Annotated in this window: 19 protein-coding genes; 9 read left to right on the top strand and 10 right to left on the bottom strand. The window is 71.8% G+C overall.

Features of this window, described 5'->3' with window-relative positions; all coding sequences use genetic code 11:
* Nucleotides 1–76: 76 nt before the first annotated feature.
* Complete coding sequence (locus MOTC310_RS28655) at nt 77–1,498, top strand: M20 family metallopeptidase (RefSeq protein ID WP_331304223.1); 1,422 nt, start codon at nt 77–79, stop codon at nt 1,496–1,498.
* A 12-nt stretch (nt 1,499–1,510) separates the two neighbouring features.
* Here the strand turns inward: MOTC310_RS28655 and phnE (MOTC310_RS28650) are convergent, their stop codons facing one another.
* From phnE (MOTC310_RS28650) to MOTC310_RS28625, 6 genes are all read right to left on the bottom strand, one after another.
* Nucleotides 1,511–2,326 carry a phosphonate ABC transporter, permease protein PhnE gene (gene phnE / locus MOTC310_RS28650; protein WP_042671111.1) on the bottom strand — a complete coding sequence of 272 codons (816 nt, stop codon included), beginning with the start codon at nt 2,324–2,326 and terminating at the stop codon, nt 1,511–1,513.
* A complete protein-coding gene (gene phnE / locus MOTC310_RS28645; RefSeq protein WP_331304222.1) occupies nt 2,323–3,132 on the bottom strand; it encodes a phosphonate ABC transporter, permease protein PhnE in 810 nt (269 codons plus the stop codon). The genes phnE (MOTC310_RS28650) and phnE (MOTC310_RS28645) overlap by 4 nt, the downstream gene beginning before the upstream one ends.
* On the bottom strand, nt 3,129–3,962 hold the full coding sequence (gene phnC, locus MOTC310_RS28640; RefSeq protein WP_331304221.1) for a phosphonate ABC transporter ATP-binding protein: 834 nt from the start codon (nt 3,960–3,962) through the stop codon (nt 3,129–3,131). Before phnC ends, phnE (MOTC310_RS28645) begins: the two co-directional genes overlap by 4 nt.
* Before the next feature lie 20 nt (nt 3,963–3,982).
* Nucleotides 3,983–5,005, bottom strand: a complete 1,023-nt coding sequence (gene phnD / locus MOTC310_RS28635; protein WP_331291798.1) for a phosphate/phosphite/phosphonate ABC transporter substrate-binding protein — start codon at nt 5,003–5,005, stop codon at nt 3,983–3,985.
* A 191-nt stretch (nt 5,006–5,196) separates the two neighbouring features.
* A complete protein-coding gene (locus MOTC310_RS28630) occupies nt 5,197–5,709 on the bottom strand; it encodes a cytochrome P460 family protein (protein ID WP_331304220.1) in 513 nt (170 codons plus the stop codon).
* 65 nt (nt 5,710–5,774) lie between these two features.
* Nucleotides 5,775–6,806 carry an alpha/beta fold hydrolase gene (locus tag MOTC310_RS28625; protein WP_331304219.1) on the bottom strand — a complete coding sequence of 344 codons (1,032 nt, stop codon included), beginning with the start codon at nt 6,804–6,806 and terminating at the stop codon, nt 5,775–5,777.
* Nucleotides 6,807–7,239: 433 nt separating this feature from the next.
* On the opposite strand from MOTC310_RS28625, the gene MOTC310_RS28620 reads away from it, so the two are divergent.
* Nucleotides 7,240–8,853, top strand: coding sequence for a winged helix-turn-helix domain-containing protein (locus MOTC310_RS28620; protein ID WP_331304218.1), 1,614 nt, complete (start codon nt 7,240–7,242; stop codon nt 8,851–8,853).
* 12 nt (nt 8,854–8,865) lie between these two features.
* Here MOTC310_RS28620 and MOTC310_RS28615 read toward each other — a convergent pair whose 3' ends face one another.
* The gene (locus tag MOTC310_RS28615) at nt 8,866–9,762 is read right to left on the bottom strand and encodes a LysR family transcriptional regulator (protein WP_331304217.1); all 897 of its coding nucleotides are present in this window, start codon (nt 9,760–9,762) and stop codon (nt 8,866–8,868) included.
* Between the two features lie 117 nt (nt 9,763–9,879).
* On the opposite strand from MOTC310_RS28615, the gene MOTC310_RS28610 reads away from it, so the two are divergent.
* The 7 genes from MOTC310_RS28610 to MOTC310_RS28580 all read left to right on the top strand — a co-directional run bounded on the left by MOTC310_RS28610 (nt 9,880) and on the right by MOTC310_RS28580 (nt 17,496).
* The gene (locus MOTC310_RS28610; protein WP_331304216.1) at nt 9,880–10,830 is read left to right on the top strand and encodes an ABC transporter substrate-binding protein; all 951 of its coding nucleotides are present in this window, start codon (nt 9,880–9,882) and stop codon (nt 10,828–10,830) included.
* Entirely contained in the window at nt 10,827–11,699 is an 873-nt protein-coding gene (locus MOTC310_RS28605; RefSeq protein ID WP_331304215.1) for an ABC transporter permease, read from the top strand. Before MOTC310_RS28610 ends, MOTC310_RS28605 begins: the two co-directional genes overlap by 4 nt.
* Nucleotides 11,692–12,474 carry an ABC transporter ATP-binding protein gene (locus MOTC310_RS28600; RefSeq protein ID WP_012321486.1) on the top strand — a complete coding sequence of 261 codons (783 nt, stop codon included), beginning with the start codon at nt 11,692–11,694 and terminating at the stop codon, nt 12,472–12,474. The genes MOTC310_RS28605 and MOTC310_RS28600 overlap by 8 nt, the downstream gene beginning before the upstream one ends.
* Nucleotides 12,474–13,388 (top strand): polysaccharide deacetylase family protein, encoded by a 915-nt coding sequence (locus tag MOTC310_RS28595; RefSeq protein WP_331304214.1) that lies wholly within the window; start codon nt 12,474–12,476, stop codon nt 13,386–13,388. The genes MOTC310_RS28600 and MOTC310_RS28595 overlap by 1 nt, the downstream gene beginning before the upstream one ends.
* Before the next feature lie 15 nt (nt 13,389–13,403).
* Complete coding sequence (gene atzF, locus MOTC310_RS28590) at nt 13,404–15,167, top strand: allophanate hydrolase (RefSeq protein WP_331304213.1); 1,764 nt, start codon at nt 13,404–13,406, stop codon at nt 15,165–15,167.
* Nucleotides 15,168–15,282: 115 nt separating this feature from the next.
* On the top strand, nt 15,283–16,290 hold the full coding sequence (locus tag MOTC310_RS28585; protein WP_331304212.1) for a dienelactone hydrolase family protein: 1,008 nt from the start codon (nt 15,283–15,285) through the stop codon (nt 16,288–16,290).
* A 726-nt stretch (nt 16,291–17,016) separates the two neighbouring features.
* The gene (locus tag MOTC310_RS28580; protein ID WP_331304211.1) at nt 17,017–17,496 is read left to right on the top strand and encodes a hypothetical protein; all 480 of its coding nucleotides are present in this window, start codon (nt 17,017–17,019) and stop codon (nt 17,494–17,496) included.
* A 255-nt stretch (nt 17,497–17,751) separates the two neighbouring features.
* On the opposite strand, the gene MOTC310_RS28575 is transcribed toward MOTC310_RS28580, so the two are convergent.
* The 3 genes from MOTC310_RS28575 to MOTC310_RS28565 form a co-directional block, all read right to left on the bottom strand.
* Complete coding sequence (locus tag MOTC310_RS28575) at nt 17,752–18,264, bottom strand: hypothetical protein (RefSeq protein WP_331304210.1); 513 nt, start codon at nt 18,262–18,264, stop codon at nt 17,752–17,754.
* Between the two features lie 207 nt (nt 18,265–18,471).
* Nucleotides 18,472–18,699, bottom strand: coding sequence for a hypothetical protein (locus tag MOTC310_RS28570; protein ID WP_331291811.1), 228 nt, complete (start codon nt 18,697–18,699; stop codon nt 18,472–18,474).
* An 847-nt stretch (nt 18,700–19,546) separates the two neighbouring features.
* Nucleotides 19,547–20,305 (bottom strand): sugar transferase, encoded by a 759-nt coding sequence (locus MOTC310_RS28565; RefSeq protein ID WP_331304209.1) that lies wholly within the window; start codon nt 20,303–20,305, stop codon nt 19,547–19,549.
* Nucleotides 20,306–21,159: the final 854 nt, after the last annotated feature.

Genomic DNA, 21,159 nt, shown 5'->3' with positions numbered 1-21,159 from the left:
CTGCGCTCGCGATGACGGCGTGGCAACCGCTATGGTGCCCCGGACCCCGATCAGCGCAACGCCCGGAGACGACACGATGGACAACCGCAACGCCGTGTGGCGCCACGTCGACGCGCAGACGGAGCGGCTGATCGCCCTGTCCGACCGGGTCTGGGGCATGCCGGAGGTCTGCTACACGGAAGCCCGCTCCTGCGCCGAGCACGTCGCCGAGCTGCGCCACCAGGGTTTTCGCGTCACCGAGCAGGTCGCCGGCATCCCCACCGCCGTGATGGGCGAGGCTGGGGACGGAGGGCCGGTCATCGCCTTCCTCGGCGAGTACGACGCCCTGCCGGGCCTGTCGCAGGAGGCGGGCGTCGCCGAGCACCGGCCGGTGGAGGCGGGGGGCCACGGCCACGGCTGCGGCCACAACCTCCTCGGCTCGGCGGCTCTGCTCGCCGCCACCGCCCTGAAGGACTGGCTCGCCGAGACGGGCACGCCCGGCCGCGTGCGCTACTACGGCTGCCCCGCCGAGGAGGGCGGCGCCGCCAAGGCCTTCATGGTCCGCGCCGGCGCCTTCGCGGATGCCGACATCGCGATCTCCTGGCATCCCGGCAGCTTCTGGGAGGTGGCGCCGCCGGTGGCGCTCGCCAACACCCGGGCCGACTTCGTCTTCACCGGGCGCACCGCCCACGCGGCGGCCGCCCCGCATCTCGGGCGCTCGGCGCTGGACGCCGTCGAGCTGATGAGCGTCGGCGTGAACTACATGCGCGAGCACATGCCGTCGGACGCGCGGGTCCACTACGCCTATCTCGACGCCGGCGGCATCGCCCCGAACGTCGTCCAGGCCGGCGCGACGGTGCGCTACTCGATCCGGGCCCGCGACCTCCCGGGCATGTTGGCGCTGGTCGAGCGGGTGAAGAAGATCGCGGAGGGCGCCGCCCTGATGACCGAGACGAAGGTCGAGGTGCGGATCGTCAGCGCGGTGTCGAACCTGCTGGGCAACGATCCGCTGGAGCGGGCGCTGCACGGCGTGATGGAGGAGCTCGGGCCGCCGCATTTCGACGATTCCGACCGGGATTTCGCCGGGAAGATCCGCGCGACGCTCACCGACGGCGACATCGATGCCGTGTTTCGCGCCATCGGGCTGCCGCGCACCGAGGCACCGCTCGCCGATTTCCTCGTGCCCCTCGACGCGCCGCGCAACCCGGCGGTGGGCTCCACCGATGTCGGCGACGTCAGCTGGGTGGTGCCGACCGTCCAGGCCCACGCGCCCACGGTGGCGATCGGCACGCCGTTCCACACCTGGCAGGTGGTGGCGCAGGGCAAGACCCCGGCGGCCCACAAGGCGATGGTGCAGGTCGCCAAGGCCATGGCCGCCACCGGCGCCCGGGCGGTGACCGACGCCGCCCTGCGCGACGCCGCCAAGGCGGATCTCGCCCGCCGGGTCGGCGCGGCGGGCTACGTCTCGCCGCTGCCGCCGGAGGTCGAGCCGCCGCTCGGCATGTCGCTGGGGCGCTGACTGGGGCTCGTCTCAGAGCGTCCGGGCGCGGAGCGCCGTCACGACGATCTCGGCCAGGATGACGACGCCGAAGATCGCGGCGAGCACCACGGCGACCTGGTCCCAGTAGAGCAGGTTCAGGGCGGTATCGAGCGCGACGCCGATGCCGCCCGCGCCGACCAGCCCGAGCACGGCGGATTCGCGGATGTTGATGTCCCAGCGGAACAGCGCGATCGACCAGAAGGCCGGCTTCACCTGCGGCCAGTAGCCGAGCAGCAAAGTCGACATCCGGCCGGCACCCGCGGCCTGCAGGGCCTCGATCGAGCCGCGATTGGCCTCCTCCAGCGCCTCGGCGAACAGCTTTCCGGTGAAGCCGACGGAGCGGAGCGCGATCGCCAGGGTCCCGGCCAGCGGCCCCGGGCCGAACACCGCCACGAACAGCAGCGCCCAGACCAGGGAGTTCACCGAGCGCGAGGTCACGAACACGAACTTGGCGAAGAGGTTCAGCGCGCGGTTGGGCGTGACGTTGCGGGCCGCCATCAGCCCGATCGGCACCGCGATCGCGATGGCGATCAGGGTGCCGAGCGTCGCGATGTGGAGCGTCTCCACCAGCGCCCGCAGGGTCGGCCCGACATAGCCGGCATCCATCGGCCACATCCGGCCGAACAGGTCGGCGAGCTGGTCGGGGGCGTCGTAGAGGAATTCCGGGATCACCTCGATCGTGCGCAGGCTCGCCACGAAGGCCGCCACCGCGCAGAGCGTGAAGGCGAGCCGCGCCAGCCGCTTCCACAGGGGAAAGCGCTGCCAGCGGCGCGGGCCGGCGGACGCGGGCGCGAGGGCGACGCTCACTGGAACACCTTGCGGGCCCAGCCGGAGACGATCTCGGCCACCATGATCAGGGCGACGATGACGATCAGGATCGCCAGCACCACGTCGAAGTCGAAGCGCTGGTAGGCGGTGAACAGCGTCGCTCCGATGCCGCCGCCGCCGACGATGCCCACCATGGTCGAGTTCCGCAGGTTGGAATCGAGCTGGTAGGTGGCGAACCCGATGAAGCGCGGCAGCACCTGCGGCTGCACGCCCATGATCAGCGTCGACAGGAAGCCGGCGCCGGTCGCGCGCACCGCCTCGACCTGCTTCAGCGAGATCTCCTCGATCGCCTCGGCGAACAGCTTGGCGATGAAGCCCACCGAGGCGACGATCAGCGCCATGACGCCGGCGAGCGCCCCGAAGCCGATCGCCTTCACGAACAGGATCGCCACGATGATCGGGTGGAACGACCGGCAGAGCGCGATCAGGATGCGGGTCGGCCACGTCACCCAGGGCGGCATCAGGTTGCGGGCCGCCAGGAAGCCGATCGGCAGGGCGACCGCGATGCCGACCACCGTGGCGATCACGGCGATCTGCAGGCTCTCGAGGATCCCCGACTGGATCAGCTCCCAGCGGGAGAAGTTCGGCGGGAACATCCGGGCCAGGAACTGCTGCCCGTGGGCGAGGCCGCCGGCGAAGCGCTCGGGCGAGAAGCCGAGCTGGGTCGCCGCGTAGACCGCGTAGAGGGCGAGGAGCGCCCAGCCGGCGCGCGCGGTCCAGTTGGGCCGGAACGCGACGCGGCCGGGGGAAGCGTCGGGGGAGGCCGGGCGGGCGGGCGCGCTCATTCGAGCCAGTTCTCGCCGCCGTAGATGCCGCGCAGGTCGGCCTCGCTCAGCCGGTCCGGCGGCCCGTCATAGACCACGTGCCCGCCCGACATGCCGACGATCCGCGCGGCGAAGCGCTGGGCGAGCGCCACGTTGTGGATGTTGACCACCACCGGCACGCCGCGCTCGGCCGCGAGCCGGGACAGGATCTCCATGATCTCCACGGAGCTCTTCGGATCGAGGGACGAGGTCGGCTCGTCGGCGAGCACGATCTCGGGCTCCTGCATAATCGCCCGGGCGATGCCGACGCGCTGGCGCTGCCCGCCCGACAGGGCGTCGGCCCGGCGGGTGGCGAAGCCCGACAGGCCGACCGCGTCGAGGAGGTCGAAGGCGCGGGCGATGTCCGCCTCGGGGAAGCGCCGCAGCCACGCGCGCCAGGCCGGCACGTAGCCGAGGCGGCCGCAGAGCAGGTTCTCCATCACCGAGAGGCGCTCGACCAGGTTGTACTCCTGGAACACCATCCCGATCCGGCGGCGCGCCCGGCGCAGGGCGGGGCCGGAGAGCCGGGCGAGGTCCTCGCCCCGGAACAGGATCTCCCCCGAGGTCGGCTGGACCAGCCGGTTGATGCAGCGGATCAGGGTGCTCTTGCCGGTGCCGGACGGCCCGATGATCGCCGTGAGCCCGGTGCCGGGCACCACGAGGTCGATGCCCTTCAGGACCGGCTGGCCGGGCCGGTACGCCTTGGTCAGCCCGCGGATCACCAGCGCGCGGGGATCCTCCGCGCGGGGATCGCCGTCGGGTCCGGCCGCGACCGCGCGCGCCGCGCTCCCCGCCGTCACGGCTTGCGTCACGGCTTGCGTCACGGCTTGCGTCACGGCTTGGGCGCGCCCGCGGCCTTCTTGCGGGCCGCCTCGGCCTCGCGGGCGGCCTCGCGCTCGTAGGCGGCCTTGTTGTACGGCGTGCCCGATTCCTCCGCGACCTTGCGGACGATCGCCCAGTCCTTGAGGTAGGTGATCGGCGCGAACCGGTCGTCGCCCTCGAAATCCTTGACCATGTCGGGCGGGAAGCGGAAATCGTAGAAGCACTGCTTCAGCTTCTCGGCGAGTTCCGGCTTGAGATCGTGCGCGTAGGCGAAGCCGGAGGTCGGGAACTTCTCGCTCGTGTAGATCACCCGGTAATCGTCGCCCTTGATCGTGCCGCGGGCGACCATCCGGTAGAACACGTCCGAGGCCACCGGGGCGGCGTCGTAGTCGCCGGTGCCGACGCCCAGCGCCGACTTGTCGTGGCCGCCCGAGTAGATGAGCTTGTAGTCCTCGCCGGGCTTCAGCCCCTGCTCGGGGAAGAGGGCCTTCGGGGCGAGATTGCCGGAATTCGAGGACGGCGCCGTGTGGGCCACGCGCTTGCCCTTCAGGTCGGCCAGCGTCTTGTACGGGCTGCTCGCCTTCACCACGACGATGAGGTTGTAGCCCTCAGGCCCCTTCTCGGTGCCCTTGGCGGCGAACGGCACCGCGCCCGCCATGTTGACGGCGAAGCCGAGCGGGCCGGTCGAGAAGCCCGCAACCGTGAGCCGGCCGGAGCGCATCGCCTCGATCTCGGCCGAGTTCGACTGGACCGGGTAGTAGACGACGCGCTTGCCCGTGCACTGGCTCAGGTAGGTCGTGAACGGCTTGAACGAATTCTCGTAGACGGCGGGATCCTCCACCGGCGTGTAGGCGAAGACGATGACGCTCGGGTCGCGGGTCTTGGCCGGGACGTCGGCGACGAGATCCTTGTTGGCGTCGCAGTAGGCGTCGTCGAGCTGGCCGCGGTTGGGGCACTCGTCGGCCCTGAGGGGCGACAGGAAACCGAAGCCGCAGAGCAGCGCCAGGGCTGCGCCGTGTCGGGCGATCGTCACGCGATGTCCTCCCCGCGGGGCCGTGCCTCGGGCCGGCGCCGTCATGTCCCCGCCCGGTCCGGGCCAAGCTTTAGTCGGCAAATGTTTAGGCGCCCGCTGGCGGGAGACGCAAGGCGAGACATCGAGCGGAAGTTGAGGGAAGCGGCGCGCTGACAGGGGCGCCGGCACGGCCGTCCGGGCGGCGGCCCGCGTCAGGGTGCGAGCCGCGTGAAGACGAAGTCGTGGTCCCGGACATTGGCGCTGTGGCAGGCGAAGCAGGTCTCGTGCTGGGCCGCGTCCGCGGGCGCACCGTCGACGAAACGGCCGAACCCCCAGCCCCCTGTCGCCGCGTAGCGCCGCGAATCCTTCACCATGACCTGGATCGTCGTGGCGCCGCCGGGCACGAAGGCCGGGGCGAATTCCGCCGACGGCACCCGCGTCCAGGCGCGCTTCACCAGCACCGTCCCGTCCGGGAACGGCAGGGTGCCGGACCGGTAGGCGTCCAGCGCCCGCGCGTTGCCGACCACCGCGCGCAGCTCGTCGAGGGCCCCGGTCTCCTGCGCGACGCCGGCGAGCGGCCAGTCGCGATACCCATCCGGGACGGTGACGCCGTAGATCGGCGAGGCCGCCGGGGCAGTCCCCACATCCCCGGCGCGCACCGCGAAGCCGCCCGGGATCAGGCCCGCACAGAGCAGGGCCGGCAGCACGACAGGCAGGAACCGCATGGCAACCTCCGTCATCGTCTCGGGCTGGTCCTGTTTCCGGGATTGATCCGGTCGCGCCGGCGCGGTCAGGCCGCGGCCGCGTCGATCACGGCCTGCGCGAAGGCCCGCGGGGCCTCCTGGGGGAGGTTGTGGCCGATCCCGCCGGTGATCAGCCGGTGCGCGTAGCGCCCGGTGAACTTGGCCGCGTAGCTTCCGGGCTCCGGATGGGGCGCGCCGTTCGCGTCGCCTTCCAGGGTGATGGTCGGCACGCCGATCGTGGGCGCCTGCGCGAGGCGGCGCTCCAGCGCGTCGTACTGGCGCTCGCCCTCGGCGAGGTCCATCCGCCAGCGGTAATTGTGGATAACGATGCTGACGTGGTCCGGGTTGTCGAGGGCCGCCGCGCTCCGCGCGAAGGTGGCGTCGTCGAAGCGCCAGCGCGGCGAGGCGGTCTGCCAGATCAGCTTGGCGAAGTCGGCGCGGTGGGCCTCGTAGCCGGCCCGCCCCCGGCTGGTGGCGAAGTAGAACTGGTACCACCAGGACAGCTCGGCCCGCGGCGGGAGCGGCTTCTTGCCGGACTCCTGGTTGCCGATCAGGTAACCGCTGACCGCCACCAGCGCCCGGCACCGCTCCGGCCACAGCGCCGCGACGATGTCGGCCGTCCGCGCACCCCAGTCGAAGCCGCCCAGGACGGCCTGGGGGAGCTTGAGGGCGTCCATCAGGGCGATGACGTCCACCGCGAGCGCGGCCTGCTCGCCGTTCCGAACCGCGTCCGGGGCCAGGAAGCGGGTGCTGCCGTAGCCGCGCAGGTACGGCACGATCACCCGGTACCCGGCCGCGACGAGGATCGGCACGACCTCCGCGAAGGCGTGAATGTCGTAGGGCCAGCCGTGGAGCAGGATGACCGCCGGCCCGTCGGCGGGACCGGCCTCGACGTAGCCGACGTTGAGCACGCCGGCGTCGACCTGCTTCAGGACGCCCGGCATGGCGTGGGGGATCGGGGCGCCGGAGGCCGCGGCGCCCTGCGCCCGCGCGGCGCCGCCGAGACCGAGCTCGGCGAGGGCGGCCTGGTCGAGGACGCGATCGCCCGCCTGGATAACGTGCTGCTGGGCAACTACCATGACTACGCCTGAGGCCTCCGCCCTCGGGCTGCCCGGGGCGAGCCCGGGCGATCTGGCCCACGCGGATCTGGTCGGGCGCCTCGCCCGGGAGATCTACGGGCAGGGGCAGGAAGCGAGCCAGCCCGTCGCCCCGCGGCGAGGGCGGCGCTGGAGGCCGCGCTCCCCAGCGCGCTCGCCAGGAGGCGGCGGCGGCTCCAGCCGGCGGTGTCGGGACCGGTCTCGCGGGCCATGGACGGCTCCTCCGAAAAGTCTTCGATGAACCAAGACCTATCCCGATGCCCGGCACGGCGCTTTGAGAGGGTGTTGAGGACACCTTCAGAGGCTCATGATTTATGCCTGCCCGGGCCCGTGCTAGAGCGCCTTCCGCCGCTGCGGAGGCCGGTCCGGCGAACAGGGCGCGGAACGAGGACGTGGCCCCGCCCAGGAACGCCCCGTGATCTACCGGTTCGGATCCTTCACCCTCGACACCGGCCGGCGCGAGCTCAGCCGGGACGGCGCGGAGATCGCCGTCGAGCCGCAGGTCTTCGACCTCCTGCGCGTGCTCATCGAGCGGCGCGACCGGGTGGTCAGCCGCGACGACCTGCTGGACGCGGTCTGGAACGGGCGCATCGTCTCCGAGGCGACCCTCGGCAGCCGGATCAACGCCGCCCGGTCGGCGATCGGGGACACCGGTGCCGACCAGCGCTGGATCCGGACGCTGCCGCGCAAGGGCGTGCGCTTCGTCGGCGCCGTTCAAGAGAGTGGGCAAGAGGGCGTGCGCGCGGCCGCGGCTGAGCCCTCACCGGGGCCCGGACCCGGGGCTGCTTCGGCAGACGCGCCCGGGCCGGGGCCCGCGTGGCGCACCGGGCCGCGCCTGCCCGCCGTGGCGGTCCTGCCCTTCACCAACCTGAGCGCGGATCCGGAGCAGGATTACTTCGCCGACGGGATGACCGAGGAGATCATCACGGCCCTGTCCCGCGTCAGCGGCCTGTTCGTGATCGCGCGCAGCTCGACCTTCACCTACCGGGGCGCGGCGATCGACGTGCGCCGGGTCGGGCGGGAACTCGGCGTCGGCTACGTGGTCGCGGGCAGCGTGCGCCGCGGCGGCTCGCGCCTGCGGATCACCGGCCAGCTGATCGATGCCGGGACCGGCGCCCATCTCTGGGCCGACAGCTTCGACGGCGGGCTCGACGACGTCTTCGCCCTGCAGGAGCGGGTCGCCGCGCGCGCCGCCGCCGCGATCGAGCCCACCCTCCAGCTGGCGGAGATCGGCCGGCTCGGCCGCGACGCGCCGGCCCATCCGGACGCCTACGACCGGCTGCTCCGGGCCAATGCCCGGCTCGCCGACTTCACCGCCGCCGGCATGGCGGCGGCCCTCGGCCATCTGGACGAGGCCCTGGCGCTCGATCCGGGCTACGCCCCGGCGATGGCCGCGGCGGCCTATTGCCGGGCGCAGTGCCATTTCCAGGGCTGGATCGCGCAAAGCGAGGCGGAGCGCGCGGCGGCCGTGCGGCTGGCCTGGGCTGCGGTCGAGCGCGCGCCGGGGGACGCGCAGGTGCTGTTCATGGCGGCCTTCGCGGTCTGGAACATGTCGGAGACCGGGCGGGACCGGGCGCGCGACCTGTTCGGCCGCGCGCTGCTCCTCAACCCGAACTCCGCCCTGGCGCTCACCCTCGCGGGCTGGATCGAGACGATGTGCGGGCGCGCCGAGGCGGGGCGCGCCATGGTCGAGCGGGCGCTGCAGCTCAACCCGCGGGACCCGCGCGGCTGGCTGATGGCGGGGGTGATGGCGGTAGCGGCCGTGAGCGAGGCCGACTACCCCGAGGCGGTCCGGTGGGCCGAGCGCGCGCTGGCGCAGAACCGGCGCTTCGCCGTCGCCCTGCGGGCGCTCGCCGTGGCCCATGCCGGGCTCGGCCAGCCGGAGCGCGCCCGGCAGGCGGTCGACGAGCTCTTGGAGATCGAGCCCGAACTGACGGTCTCGGGCTTCCTGGCGCGGATCCCCTTCCCGGTCGCGGCCCTGGCGCACCGGTACGCCGAGGCGCTGGCCGAAGCCGGCCTGCCGGCCTGAGCGGATCTCCGGTCAGGCCCCTTCCCGATTGAGCCGGACGACGAGCTGGTCGGCGAACTTTGCGGCGGCCACCGAGAGGGAGCGCCCGCGCAGCTGCGCCAGGACCAGCGTCATCGGCGTGAGGTCGCGGGTGTCGATCGGCCGGCTGTGCAGGCGCGGATCCTGCGGGATGCCGCTGGGGACCTGCAAGCTGACCACGTCCTCCCGCAGCGCGAGGTTGCGCAGGAATTCCAGGGAGCCCGACTCGACGACCGGCCGCAACTCCACCCCGCGGCGGGCCAGCGCGTGCTCGATGTGGTGGCGGATGGCCAGCGAGCGGTCGGGCAGCGCCAGGGCGTGCGCGAGGCAGTCGCGCAGCCGCACCGGCCCGCTCTCCGCCGCCAGCGCGTGGCCCCGGCGCATCAGCGCGCACAGGGTCTGGTGGCCGGCATAGAGCGGGTGCAGCTCCGCCGAGGGCGGCGGCTGCAGGATCAGGGCGAGGTCGGCCTCGAAAGCCGCGAGCGCGGTCACCGCCTGGGCGTGGTCGCGGACCTGCACGGTGAACCCGACCTGGGGAAACCGGGCGCGGTAGGCCTCGACCTCCTCGGGCACGACCTGGGTGACGAAGGCCTGGCTGCAGGCCAGCGCCACGTGCCCCCGGCGCACGCCCGACAGGTCGGCGATCTGCGAGCGGACCCGGTCGAGATCGGCGGCCTGGTCGCGGATGTGCCGGGCGAAGAGCTCGCCGGCCGCGTTGAGCCGCATCCCCTGCGGCAGGCGCTCGAAGATCGGCGTGCCGAGCTCGTATTCGAGATCCTGGATCTGCCGGGTCAGGGCCGAGGGCGTGAGGTTCAGGCGCTCCGCGGCGCGCCGGATCGAGCCGGCGCGGGCGACCTCGGCGACGTAGGTGACGGTGCGCAGATGCTTCACGCCCGCACCCTGCCCTGCCGTTGCCCGTAAGGCAACGGCACGCTCAGAAAATAGCACTTCCTCGCAACAGGCGCCGCCCGTAGCGTCGGCACATCGGGACCCTTCAGGAGCCGTTCGATGATCCGCCGCCGCACCCTCCTGGCCGGTCTCGGGGCCGGCCTCGCCCTTGGTCCGCTCTCGGGCGCCCGCGCCCAGGGCGCACCTGTGACGATCCGGATGGGCTCGCTCAAGCTGATCCACTCGATCGCGCCGAGCTTCTACGAGCGCTTCACCCCCGCGGGCGTGACGGTCGAGGTGGTGCCCTTCGAGAGCCCGACCGAGTGCAAGAACGCCGTCGTCACCAAGTCGGTGGATTTCGGCACCTTCGGCATCGCCGCCGCGACGCTGGGCGCCGCGGCCGGCGAGCCGATCGTGGTGATCGCCTCGACCTGCAACCGCGGGATGGCGGTGATCGCCAAGAAGGGGTCCGATATCCGCGCCATCAAGGACCTGCGCGGCAAGCGCGTCGCGATCTGGCCCGGCAGCACCCAGGAGGTCTTCGTCCTGGAGCGGATGCGCATGGAGGGCCTCTCCGTGAAGGACATAACCCCCGTGCGGGTCTCCTTCTCGGAGATGCACATCGCGCTGGCCCGCGGCGACGTCGACGCCTATGTCGGCGCCGAGCCGGGGCCCGGCGTCAGCCTCGCCTCGGGCGTCGGCCAGCTCGTCGAGTATCCCTACGGCACCGAGATGGGCGCGCTGAACATGGTGTTCGGCGCCCACCGCGACACGCTGGCCGAGCGGCCGGACCTCGTCCGGACCATGCTGGAGATCCACCGCAAGGCGACGGACTTCGCCGCCCGCGACCGCGACGCGATGATCGCCATGGCGGTGGCCAAGCTCGGCCAGAAGCGCGAGGCCCTGGAGCTCTCGGCCCCGAACGTCGAGCTGACCTGGCGCCTCGGGCCGGACGAGGTCCGGCAGGCGCAGGCCTACGCGCAGCACATGCTGACGCTCAAGCAGATCAAGCGGCTGCCGGAGTCCGGCTTCATCGACACCCGCTTCGTCGACGCGATGGGGCGGGCGTGAGCACCGGGATCGAGGCCGGCGCCCTGCCGGCGGCGGTGACACCGGCCCCCGCACGCCGGGCCGGGCCTGGGCTCGGGCTCGGGCTCGGGCTCGCCCACCTGCGCCGGCTGGCTCTGGCCTGCGTGGTGCCGGCCGCGCTCGTGGCGATCTGGCAGGTCACCACCGCGGGCCGGCCCTACAGCCTGATCCCGCCGCCCGCGGAGGTCTGGGCCGAGTTGCGGGACCTCGCGGTCGGCGGCGTCAACGACGACGCGTTCAGCGGCACGCTCTGGACGCATCTCGCGGCCTCGCTGAGCCGGGTCTACGGCGGCTTCGCGCTCGCGGCCGCGGCCGCCCTGCCGCTCGGCCTCTTTATCGGCCGCGTGCCGCTGATCCGGGCGCTCCTCGATCCCGTCCTGCAGGTCCTGCGGCCGGTGCCGGTCACCGCGTGGCTGCCGCTGGCGATGATCCTGTTCGGCCTCGGGCCGCGCTCGGCCTTCTTCCTCGTGTTCCTCGGGGCGTTCTACCCGATCCTGGTCAACACCGTGTTCGGGGTCCGCTCGGTGGAGCCGCGCCTGTTCGAGGCGGCAGCGATGCTGGGCTGCACCGGTCCGGCGCAGTTCGCCCGGGTGGTGCTGCCGGCGGCGCTGCCGTCGATCTTCACCGGGCTGCGGCTCGGCCTCGGCTTCGCCTGGGTGGTGATCGTGGTCGGCGAGATGACCGGGGTCCAGACCGGCCTCGGCGCGATCATCATGGAGGCGCGCCAGCTCTCGCGCACCGAGATCGTGATCTGCGGCATGGCGGTGATCGGGGTCGCGGGCTTCGTCTCCGACTGGCTGGTCATGCAGCTCGGCCGCCGGCTGCTCGCCTGGAGTCCCAATCATGGCTGACCCGACGATCCCGATCCTCGACATGCGCGCGGTCTCCAAGACCTACGCGGCGGGCGGGCGCCGGACCGAGGCCCTGCGCGAGGCGAACCTCACGGTGTCCCGAGGCGAGTTCGTCTGCCTGCTCGGCGCCTCGGGCTGCGGGAAGTCGACGCTGCTGCGGGTCGCGGCCGGCTTCGAGGCCCCGAGTTCCGGGCAGGCCCTGATGTGGGGCAAGCCGATCGCGGGGCCGGGACCGAGCCGCGGCATGGTCTTCCAGGATTACGGCCTGTTCCCGTGGCTCACCGTGCGCGACAATATCGGCTTCGGGCCGAAGGCGCGCGGGCGGCCCGCCGCCGAGGTGCGCGACACCGCCGAGCGCTACATCGCCCTCGTCGGCCTCCAGGCCTTCGCCGACGCCTACCCGCACCAGCTCTCGGGCGGGATGAAGCAGCGGGTCGCCATCGCGCGGGTGCTCGCCAACGAGGCCGAGGTGGTGCTGATGGACGAGCCCTTCGGGGCGCTCGACGCCATGACCCGCGAGCGGCTGCAGGACGAGCTGCTCGACCTGTGGTCGCGCACCGGGCTGACGATCCTGTTCGTCACCCACGCCATCGAGGAGGCGATTTTTCTCGCCGACCGCATCGTGATGATGTCGCCCGGCCCGGGCCGGATCGAGGCGATCCATCCGGTCGAGCTGCCGCGGCGGCGCGACGTGTCGAGCCCGGCCTTCAACGACCTGCGCCGGATGCTGGCCGCGCAGCTCCACAGCCACCACGCCCCGCGGGCGGCCGCCTGATGGACACCGCGCCCGACGATCCCCGCCGGCCCGAGAACCGCCTCGCCTACCGCGCCGCCGTGGACCGGCCGCGCCTGACGCTGCCGGGCGGCAAGCACGTCGCCGTCTGGCCGGTGGTCAACGTCGAGCACTGGCTGATCGACCACCCGATGCCGCGCCAGATCCTGGTGCCGCCGACCGCGGCCAGCCTGCTGCCGGACATCCCGAACTGGGCGTGGCACGAGTACGGCATGCGGGTCGGCTTCTGGCGCTTCCTCGAAGCGTTCGAGCGCCGCGGCATCCGCCCGACGCTGTCGATCAACGGCTCGGTCTGCACGGCCTATCCCCGCATCGCCGAGGCCGCCCACGCGGCCGGCTGGGAGTTCATGGCCCACGGCTTCCACCAGGTCCCGATCCACCGGGTCGCCGACCAGCCGGAGATGATCGCCCGCACCGTCGCGGCCATCACCGCGGTGACCGGGCGCCCGCCGCGCGGCTGGCTCGGACCGGGCCTCACCGAGACCCTCGACACGCCCGACCACCTGCGCGCGGCCGGCCTCGAGTATGTCGGCGACTTCGTGGTCGACGACCGCCCCTGCCGCGTCGCGACGCGCACGGGCGACCTCGTCGCCCTCCCCTACTCCGTCGAGCTGAACGACATCCCGCTGCTCGCCATCCAGCACCACCGGGCCGACGAGTTCGTGGAGCGGGCGCTCGCCCATCTCGACCGGCTCGCGGCCGAGGCCGCCGGCTCCGGCCCCCTCGGCGGGGCCAAGGTGATGGGCTTCGCGATCCACCCCTACATCACCGGCGTGCCGCACCGGATCGGCCTGCTGGAGCGGCTGCTCGACGCCGTCCTGGCGCGCAGCGACGCGGTGTTCATGCAGGGGGGCGAGATCCTCGACTGGTACCGCGCCACCGGCGATGAATCCTGAGCCTCGCTGCGAGGAATGACCGTGCCCCCCTTCCCGACGATCCCGCTCCTGCACGCGGCCTACGCCGACGGCCTCGACCCGCGCGCGGTCGTGGCCGAGGCCTACCGGCGGCTCGCCGCGGTCGACGATCCCGGCATCTTCCTCGCGCTCGTCCCGGAGGCGGAGGCCCGGGACGCCGCGGCGGCGCTCCCGCCCTTCGACCCCGCGGCGATGCCGCTCTGGGGCGTGCCCTTCGCCGTGAAGGACAACATCGACGTGGCCGGCCTGCCGACCACCGCGGCCTGCCCGGACTTCGCCCACACCCCCGCCGAGACCGCGCCCGCGGTGGCGCGGCTCCGCGCGGCGGGCGCGATCCTGATCGGCAAGACCAACCTCGACCAGTTCGCCACCGGGCTCGTCGGCCTGCGCACGCCCTACCCGGCCCCGCGCAACGCGATCGATCCAGCCTACGTGCCCGGGGGCTCCAGCAGCGGCTCGGCCGTGGCGGTGGCCCACGGGATCGTGTCGTTCGCCCTCGGCACCGACACCGCGGGCTCGGGCCGGGTGCCGGCGGCGCTCAACAACGTCGTCGGGCTGAAGCCCTCCCTCGGGGCAGTCTCCAGCCGCGGGATGCTGCCGGCCTGCCGGACCCTCGACACGCTCTCGGTCTTCGCCGGCACCGTCGCGGACGCCGACGCGGCCTTCCGGGTCATGCTGGGCTTCGACGGCGCCGACCCCTGGTCGCGGGCCCTGCCGGTGCCGCCCGCCCCGGCCGCCCTGCCGCCGGGCCTGCGCCTGGGGCTCCCGGACGCGGCGAGCCTCCGCTTCTGCGGCGACGGGCTCTCGGAAGCGGCCTTCGCGGCGGCGGCCGCGGATCTCGAAGGTCTCGCCGGAGCGGCGGTGCCGGTCGATCTCGCGCCGATGTTCGCCGTCGCGGCCCTGCTCTACGACGGTCCGTGGGTCGCCGAGCGCTACGCGGCGATCCGTTCGGTGATGGAGACGCACCCCGACATCCTCCACCCGACGACGCGGGCGGTCATCGCCGCCGCCGAGCGCTACAGCGCCGCGGACGCCTTCGCGGGCCTCTACCGCCTCGCGGCGCTGCGGCGGTCCGCCGACGCGATCTGGGACCGGGTCGACGTGCTCGCCGTGCCGACCTACCCGCGCCCGCAGACCTGCGCGGCCCTGGCGGCCGACCCGATCGGGCCGAACAGCGAGCTCGGGACCTACACCAACTTCGTCAACCTGCTCGACTGGTGCGCCCTGGCGGTGCCGGGCCGGCCCCGCGCCGACGGCTTCCCCGCCGGGATCACCCTGCTGGCGCCGCGCGGCTCGGACGGGCTGCTGGCCGCCCTGGGCGCGCGCCTGCACGCGGCATCNGGACCGGCCGCGGCCGGACCCGACGCGATCGAGCTGGCGGTCGTCGGCGCGCATCTCTCGGGGCTGCCGCTGAACCGCGAACTCGCCGGGTGCGGCGCGCGCTTCCTGCGGGCGGTGCCGACCGCGCGGGACTATCGCCTCTACGCCCTGCCGGGCGGCCCGCCGCAGCGCCCGGGCCTGCTCCGGGTGGGGGCCGGGGAAGGCGCCGCCATCGAGACCGAGGTGTGGGCCCTGTCGCCCGCCGCGTTCGGACGCTTCGTCGCCGCCATTCCGGCGCCGCTCGGCATCGGCACCCTGCGGCTCGCCGACAGCACGGCGCCGAAGGGTTTCCTGGTCGAGCCGGCCGGCCTCGACGGGGCCGCCGAGATCACGCGCTTCGGCGGCTGGCGCGCCTATCTGGCCGATCGCGCGGCCGCGTAGCCCCCGCCCCCGGGGACTGACATCGGCCCCCGATGGGAAACCGGTTCCGGCCCGTGACGCGGCGACAGGGCGCCCGCGCCGCTGCTAGGCTGGCGGAAGGTGGCGGAGGGTTCCGATGCGTCGATCGATCCTGTTCCTGGCGGCCTGCCTGTTGGCCGGCATCGCGCGGGCGGCCGCCGCCGAGCCCGCGCCGGACGGCGTCGCCGATCTCGGCAGCTATGCCGCCCGCGTGGAGGTTCACCCGTTCGAGAGCCTGACGCTGACCGACCGGCAGTTCCTCACCGGCACGTCCGAAGGGGCGAAGCCGGTCACGGTCGCGGGGCTCCTGCGCGTCGCCAAGGCGGGGACGGAGCGCCTGCCGACCGTGATCCTGATGCACGGCTCCGGGGGCCTGGGCGGCAACATCGAGTTCTGGCAGCGGGCGCTGGCGGCGCGCGGGATCTCGACCTTCGCCATCGACGGGTTCACCGGGCGCGGCCTGACCAGCGTCAACACCGACCAGAGCCTCCTGGCGCGCACGAACCTGATCCTCGACATCTACCGGTCGCTGGGGGTGCTGGCCCGGCATCCGCGGGTCGACCCGGCGCGAATCGCCGTGATGGGCTTCTCGCGCGGCGGACAGGCCGCGCTGTACGCGAGCCTCAAGCGCTTCGACGCGGCCTGGAACCGCTCCGGCGTCGCCCCCGCCCTCTACCTGCCGGTCTATCCGGACTGCTCGATCCGGTTCCGGGACGACACCGCGGTCGTGGACCGCCCGATCCGGATGTTCGGGGGCGGCGGCGACGACTACAATCCCGCCGCGACCTGCGCGGCCTACGCGGAGCGGCTGAAGGCGGCCGGTGCCGATGTCGACCTGACCGTCTATCCCGGGGCGCAGCACGTCTTCGACAACCCGACCGGGCCGAGCCAGCCCGTGACCGCCAAGGGCGCGCAGACCGTCCGCGCCTGCGAGATCCGCGAGGCGGCGGACGGCGCCCTCGTCGAGGGCGCGAACGCCGCGCCGTTCACCTATGCCGACCCGTGCGTGCAGCGCGACCCGCATATCGGCTCCGACGCCGCCGCCCGCGCCGCGGCCCTGTCGCGCGTCTCGGAGGCGCTCGACACGGCTTTCCGGGCGCGGTGAAGGACGGATCGCCGCGCGCGTCCCCGCGCTGCCCCGGCATCCGCGCGCAGGATCGTTCGATCAATCGGGGTCGACAGCATGGCCGCCGCGGCTGCCGCGACACGGCGGAGCGCGGCCGATGCCGCGCCGGCCCACCGCGTTGGCGGACCCCGAGGCATGACGTGCGGCGTTCCTCCCGGCGGGCGGCGCCGCGAATTCAGTCAGACCGAACAGGCTCTGCCGGATTTTCCCGACCTCGTGACCAGCAGGCCAGTAGACGCGGGCGTCTCGACGGCACTCGCCTTATCCGGGCAGCCATAGATCGCCCGGACATCCGCAGGCCCGCTGGCGCGCTGACGGACATCATCCGACCCGCGCTTCGCGAATCCCGCGGCATCGGGAGCGGAACTCCTCGAAAGTCCGGCGCTCTTCTACGGTCGTCGGAGCGATCAGAATAAACAATGCAGCATATATCGATCTTATAATATCTCCGGAAAACGAATTCTATTTTTACTCGGACCAGAACGCATCTGCCCCGAGAGCGAACCCGCTCGCAGGACGCCTCCGGGAAGAAAATCCGTCGGCATATATACTACTTTTGGACATTGCGCACTGCAGTGATCTCTGTAACCGGCTTATAGGGTTGGACTCGCACCGGCCAACACTGATATGTCATGTCCAAGCTTGGCTAGAATGGCCCGGCTCAGCGCGAGGGCGGCCATGGCTTTCAAACGAATCGGAACGCTCGTGGTGGTGCTGACATCGAGCGCGTGTTCGCACCTGCCGCTGATGCCGACCGCCTACAGCTCCTTGCCGCCCGCCTCGGCCACGGGCCCGCTCGTGGGCGCCGCGGCACCGCATGCCGAGGCCGATCTCGGCCCGCTTCCCGTCGTCATTCCCGGCACCCTGAAGCTTCGGGAATCCGAGATCGGGCAGCGCGGCGTCAACCCTCTGGCGGTGCTCGATTCCTCGACGCGCAGCCGCGCGACCTGGAAGTCTTTCCGTCCGGAAAACCTGGCGAAGCCGCCCGTCTATGCCGGCCTGTCGAGGATGGCGAGCGGTCTCGACGTCGGGGAGACCTCGGCCACACGGAAGGAGACCGTCCCGGGCTTCGACAGAGAGCGGGCGACGAGACGAATTCTGTCGGAATACAATCGCGAAGCGACGATGACGACTCTCCTGAAGGGCGGGCGCGACGCCGCGAAGAGCATCTGCTCGGGATGCTGACATCGCGGGCCGACGCGGTACCGGCCCGGGGCGACCTGATCTGTCCGGGACCCTCAGCGCCGCCGGGTCGTCCGAGATAGCGATCGGCTCCGCGGACCTCTCGGCGACGTCGGGGCCCGCAGGACCCCTCCAGCGCCCAGCGAGCGAGCGTCGTCCGGGGAGGAAGCCGACGATGTCACCGTCCTGCGGCGCGGATGCGCGCTTACCGGCGGCGCGCCGATCCCGGCCCGTCGCTGTCCCGCACGCGGAGCGGCGTCAGTAGCGCGGCGAGAAATCGATCCCCGTCACGACGGTGAACACCGGCGGCGTGCGGTCCGCAAGCTCGACGGAGGCGGGATCCTGCGACCGCTCCGTCTGGACGGAGGGGCAGAACAGGGCGGAGGGCAGCTCGGCCTTCGGCGAGAGGACCCGCTCCAGAGGTGCCGGCTTCGTCATGGCGGGCTTCGGATCCAGCCAAGTTCCGGGCATCACCTGCTGCCCGCAATTGCTGACGACCGCCTCGTGTATCGTCCCGTCGATCGCTGCGGAGACGACACAGCTGGCGGGATGATACACCAGCTCGTACTGGAATTTCCTGCTCTCATCGGACTCGGTCCGGAACCGGTCGTCCAGGACGACCGCCGTGTGAGGCCGGTCGGTCGTACCGACCACATAGAGGCGGCCTGTGGTGATGGCCGCCACGGTGATGTCGGAGGCGGCCCGGGCGGGCATGCCGAGGGCGAGCACCATCGCGCCAGACAGCGCCGCCGTCGATAACAAGCCGAGCATCCTGCCCTCACTCTCAACCCGTAACCCGATCGAACCCGACTCAATCATATCGCGAGCCGCAGTCGCGCCACGAACAGCGCATTCCACAGCCATTTTGCCTAAATACGGCCAGTCTTCATCACTCAATAGGGGTACGTCGCGCACTCGTTCCGCGGGATTCGGGCCTCTTCTACTGCATGCCCGGCGACACATCGGCCGCCGCACGCGTCATCGCCAACTTACCGCGCCGCCATATCTCGAAACAATATAGATCAGGCCCGCTATCATCGCACCGGCGAGAACGCAGACGAATATCGACAACCAACGATCAAAATATACGGCATCACGATCCGCGTGGTCGATCGCGCAGGCGACGCAGTAAGTGTTGGAGGGTTCCACCTTCGCGCCGCACGATTGGCAAACGCCGATCGAAAGCGAACGCTCTTTGGCAGTCATTCTGCGCGTTCGCGCCGGCCGACCGAGGCGCCGGCGCCGAATCGCAGCGCCCGTCTCCCAAAGCCTCATACAAGCACTCACCATCCAACATCGAAAAATTGCAGTGCATTAAAGTTGGAGCGACCGCCTTTCTCGTAAGTTCAATGCATTACGACGGTATATTTCAACTCGATTATTGTCAATTTTCGACAGGCGAAACACCGGATCCCGACCCAGCTTTCCCGCCGGGGTGACGACCGAGAACTGTCAAACGTTGAGACGATCGACCGAAGCCCCTGACCGGCGCAGCGCCGGCACCCGGCAGGCCGGACATGCCGGCGGCGTCACGGCGGCCCGGACCGGCCGATCCGCCAGGGCAGGCCGGGATCGTTGAGGGCACTCGGCACAGCGGTATCGGCCGGTCGCGCTATGACCGTCCCGCCGCGGAGGCCCGACGGCGCCGGATCGAGCCCGAGCCCCGGCCCCATACCAGAGTCGGAAGCCAGTACAGTGTCCCTGCCGCACGAAGACCTGACATGACCAGCAGAAACGAGTGGGCCAGGAGCGTGAGGATCGGTCCCGCCGGCTCGTCCGCCTCGACACGATCATACCAGATCGGGTCATCGCTCAGACGCGAATCGTGCTTGACCAATGCTCCAACCCTCCACAGCGCGATCCGGCCGGCCTCCGCCGAGTGAGCGAGATGTCTGTCGGCCCCGGAGAGACCGGAGACGACATCCTCGGCATTCCAGCGCCGCGGACCGGAGCCCGCCGCGTCGCGCGCGGATAGCGGCACCGTGGTCGGCCCGGTCCCGGGCCGCGCGCGGCGCGGGGAATGCTCGCGCGTCGCCTCAGGGCCGCCGGCGCCCTACCGGCTCCCGCGCTGGGCCAGAACGGCGGGAACGGTGCGCAGCATGATGGCGAGATCCCGGTGCAGGGTCCAGCGGGTGGCGTAGTCCAGATCCAGGGCCACGCGCTCGGCATAGGTCGTGTCGGAGCGGCCCGAGACCTGCCACAGGCCGGTCACACCCGGCGGCACGGCGAAACAGGTGGGGAAGGCGCGCCCGTAGCGGGCGACTTCGGCCGGCACGATCGGGCGCGGACCGACCAAGCTCATCTCGCCGCGCAGCACATTCCAGAGCTGCGGCAGCTCGTCCAGCGAGGTCTTGCGCAGCACGTAGCCGATGGCGGTGACGCGCGGGTCGTCGCGGAGCTTGTGGGTGGCCGCCCACTCGGCCCGGGCCTGGGGATGGGCGGCCAGATGCGCCGCCAGCACGGCGTCGCCATCCGTCACCATCGAGCGGAACTTCAGGCAGCCGAAGCGGCGCCCATCCCGTCCCACCCGCATGTGGCGGAAGATCGGCGCCTTGCGATCACCGGCATAGACGAGCGCGGCGATCAGGATCAGCAGCGGCAGGAGCAGAAACAACGCCGTGGCCGCGACCGCGATATCGAGACCGCGCTTGGCCGCCCAGCCCAGCCGCAGACCGCGTGCCACGAACGGTGCCGCGGGCAGGACGGCCTCCGCGACAGCCTCCGCGGCCTCGCCGACCTGATCCGCCAGGTCGACAGCATGCTGCGGTGCATGCAGGGCGGGCTGAAGCGGTGGGCCAGCGTCGCGCAGCATGGTTTCGGCTCCTCGTGACGGCAGACGGCCGGCGCGGGCAGGAACGGCTAATCAATTATTAAGGTTCCGATATCAAATTATCGATTCTGTTTCAAGCTTAGCCACACCCTACACCTCAGTCTATTCCCCTCCATAAGGCGCAAGAATAGACCTGGATCTTGCAAGCGTGAGCGCAGTGACACGCCACCCTGCGCAGCGCGGGGCGGCAACGAATCCAACTCGACGCACGGCCCCGCGCAATGTCTCGCGACATCTATCTTGGCCCTATGTTCAGCCACCATTGTGCACTGCGTGCGCCTGAGCCGCGGAGAGCCGCGCTGTCCGATGGTTGATGGGCACGAGCGGAAGCGCTCCCGAAGCTGTGCTTCTCGGCGGAAGCGGGCCGCCTATTCAGATGAGGGACGTTCTCGCAGGGGGAGGAACCGTCCAATCCCCAGGATTACGGCACCGGCCTTCCGGAACGCCCGCGCTCCGGTGCCACGGGGGCGGAGCATGGCACCGCGTTGGCGGCGATTCACCGGATCAGGCGGAGGAGCCCGACGAAATCAATTCAGAATTCTCGACGAGCCTGGCAAGGTGAAGATCGCGCCAATTGTGGATCCGCCGATACCGGACATCGGGGACCGAGTACGGGAATCGGATGCGTGCGGGATTGCCGGCATCGGCCGCTGCACCGCAGCAGAATGGGGAGGCGCGGCCACGGCCCGACGCCGAGGGAGTAATCACTATGGCGGCGTGCACCTCGGCGTGACCCGGATGGACGAACTCAGTATCCTGCGGATGGCTAAGCGGCATCTAACATGCAGGAGCTGCCACAATGCCGGAGTCCGTACGGATCGGGGTGGCTCATGACG

The sequence above is a fragment of the Methylobacterium oryzae genome, from assembly GCF_036441375.1.
Taxonomy (GTDB): Bacteria; Pseudomonadota; Alphaproteobacteria; order Rhizobiales; family Beijerinckiaceae; genus Methylobacterium; species Methylobacterium oryzae_A.
Note: the sequence above shows the minus strand (reverse complement) of the source record. Positions and strands in the feature narration are given on the sequence as shown.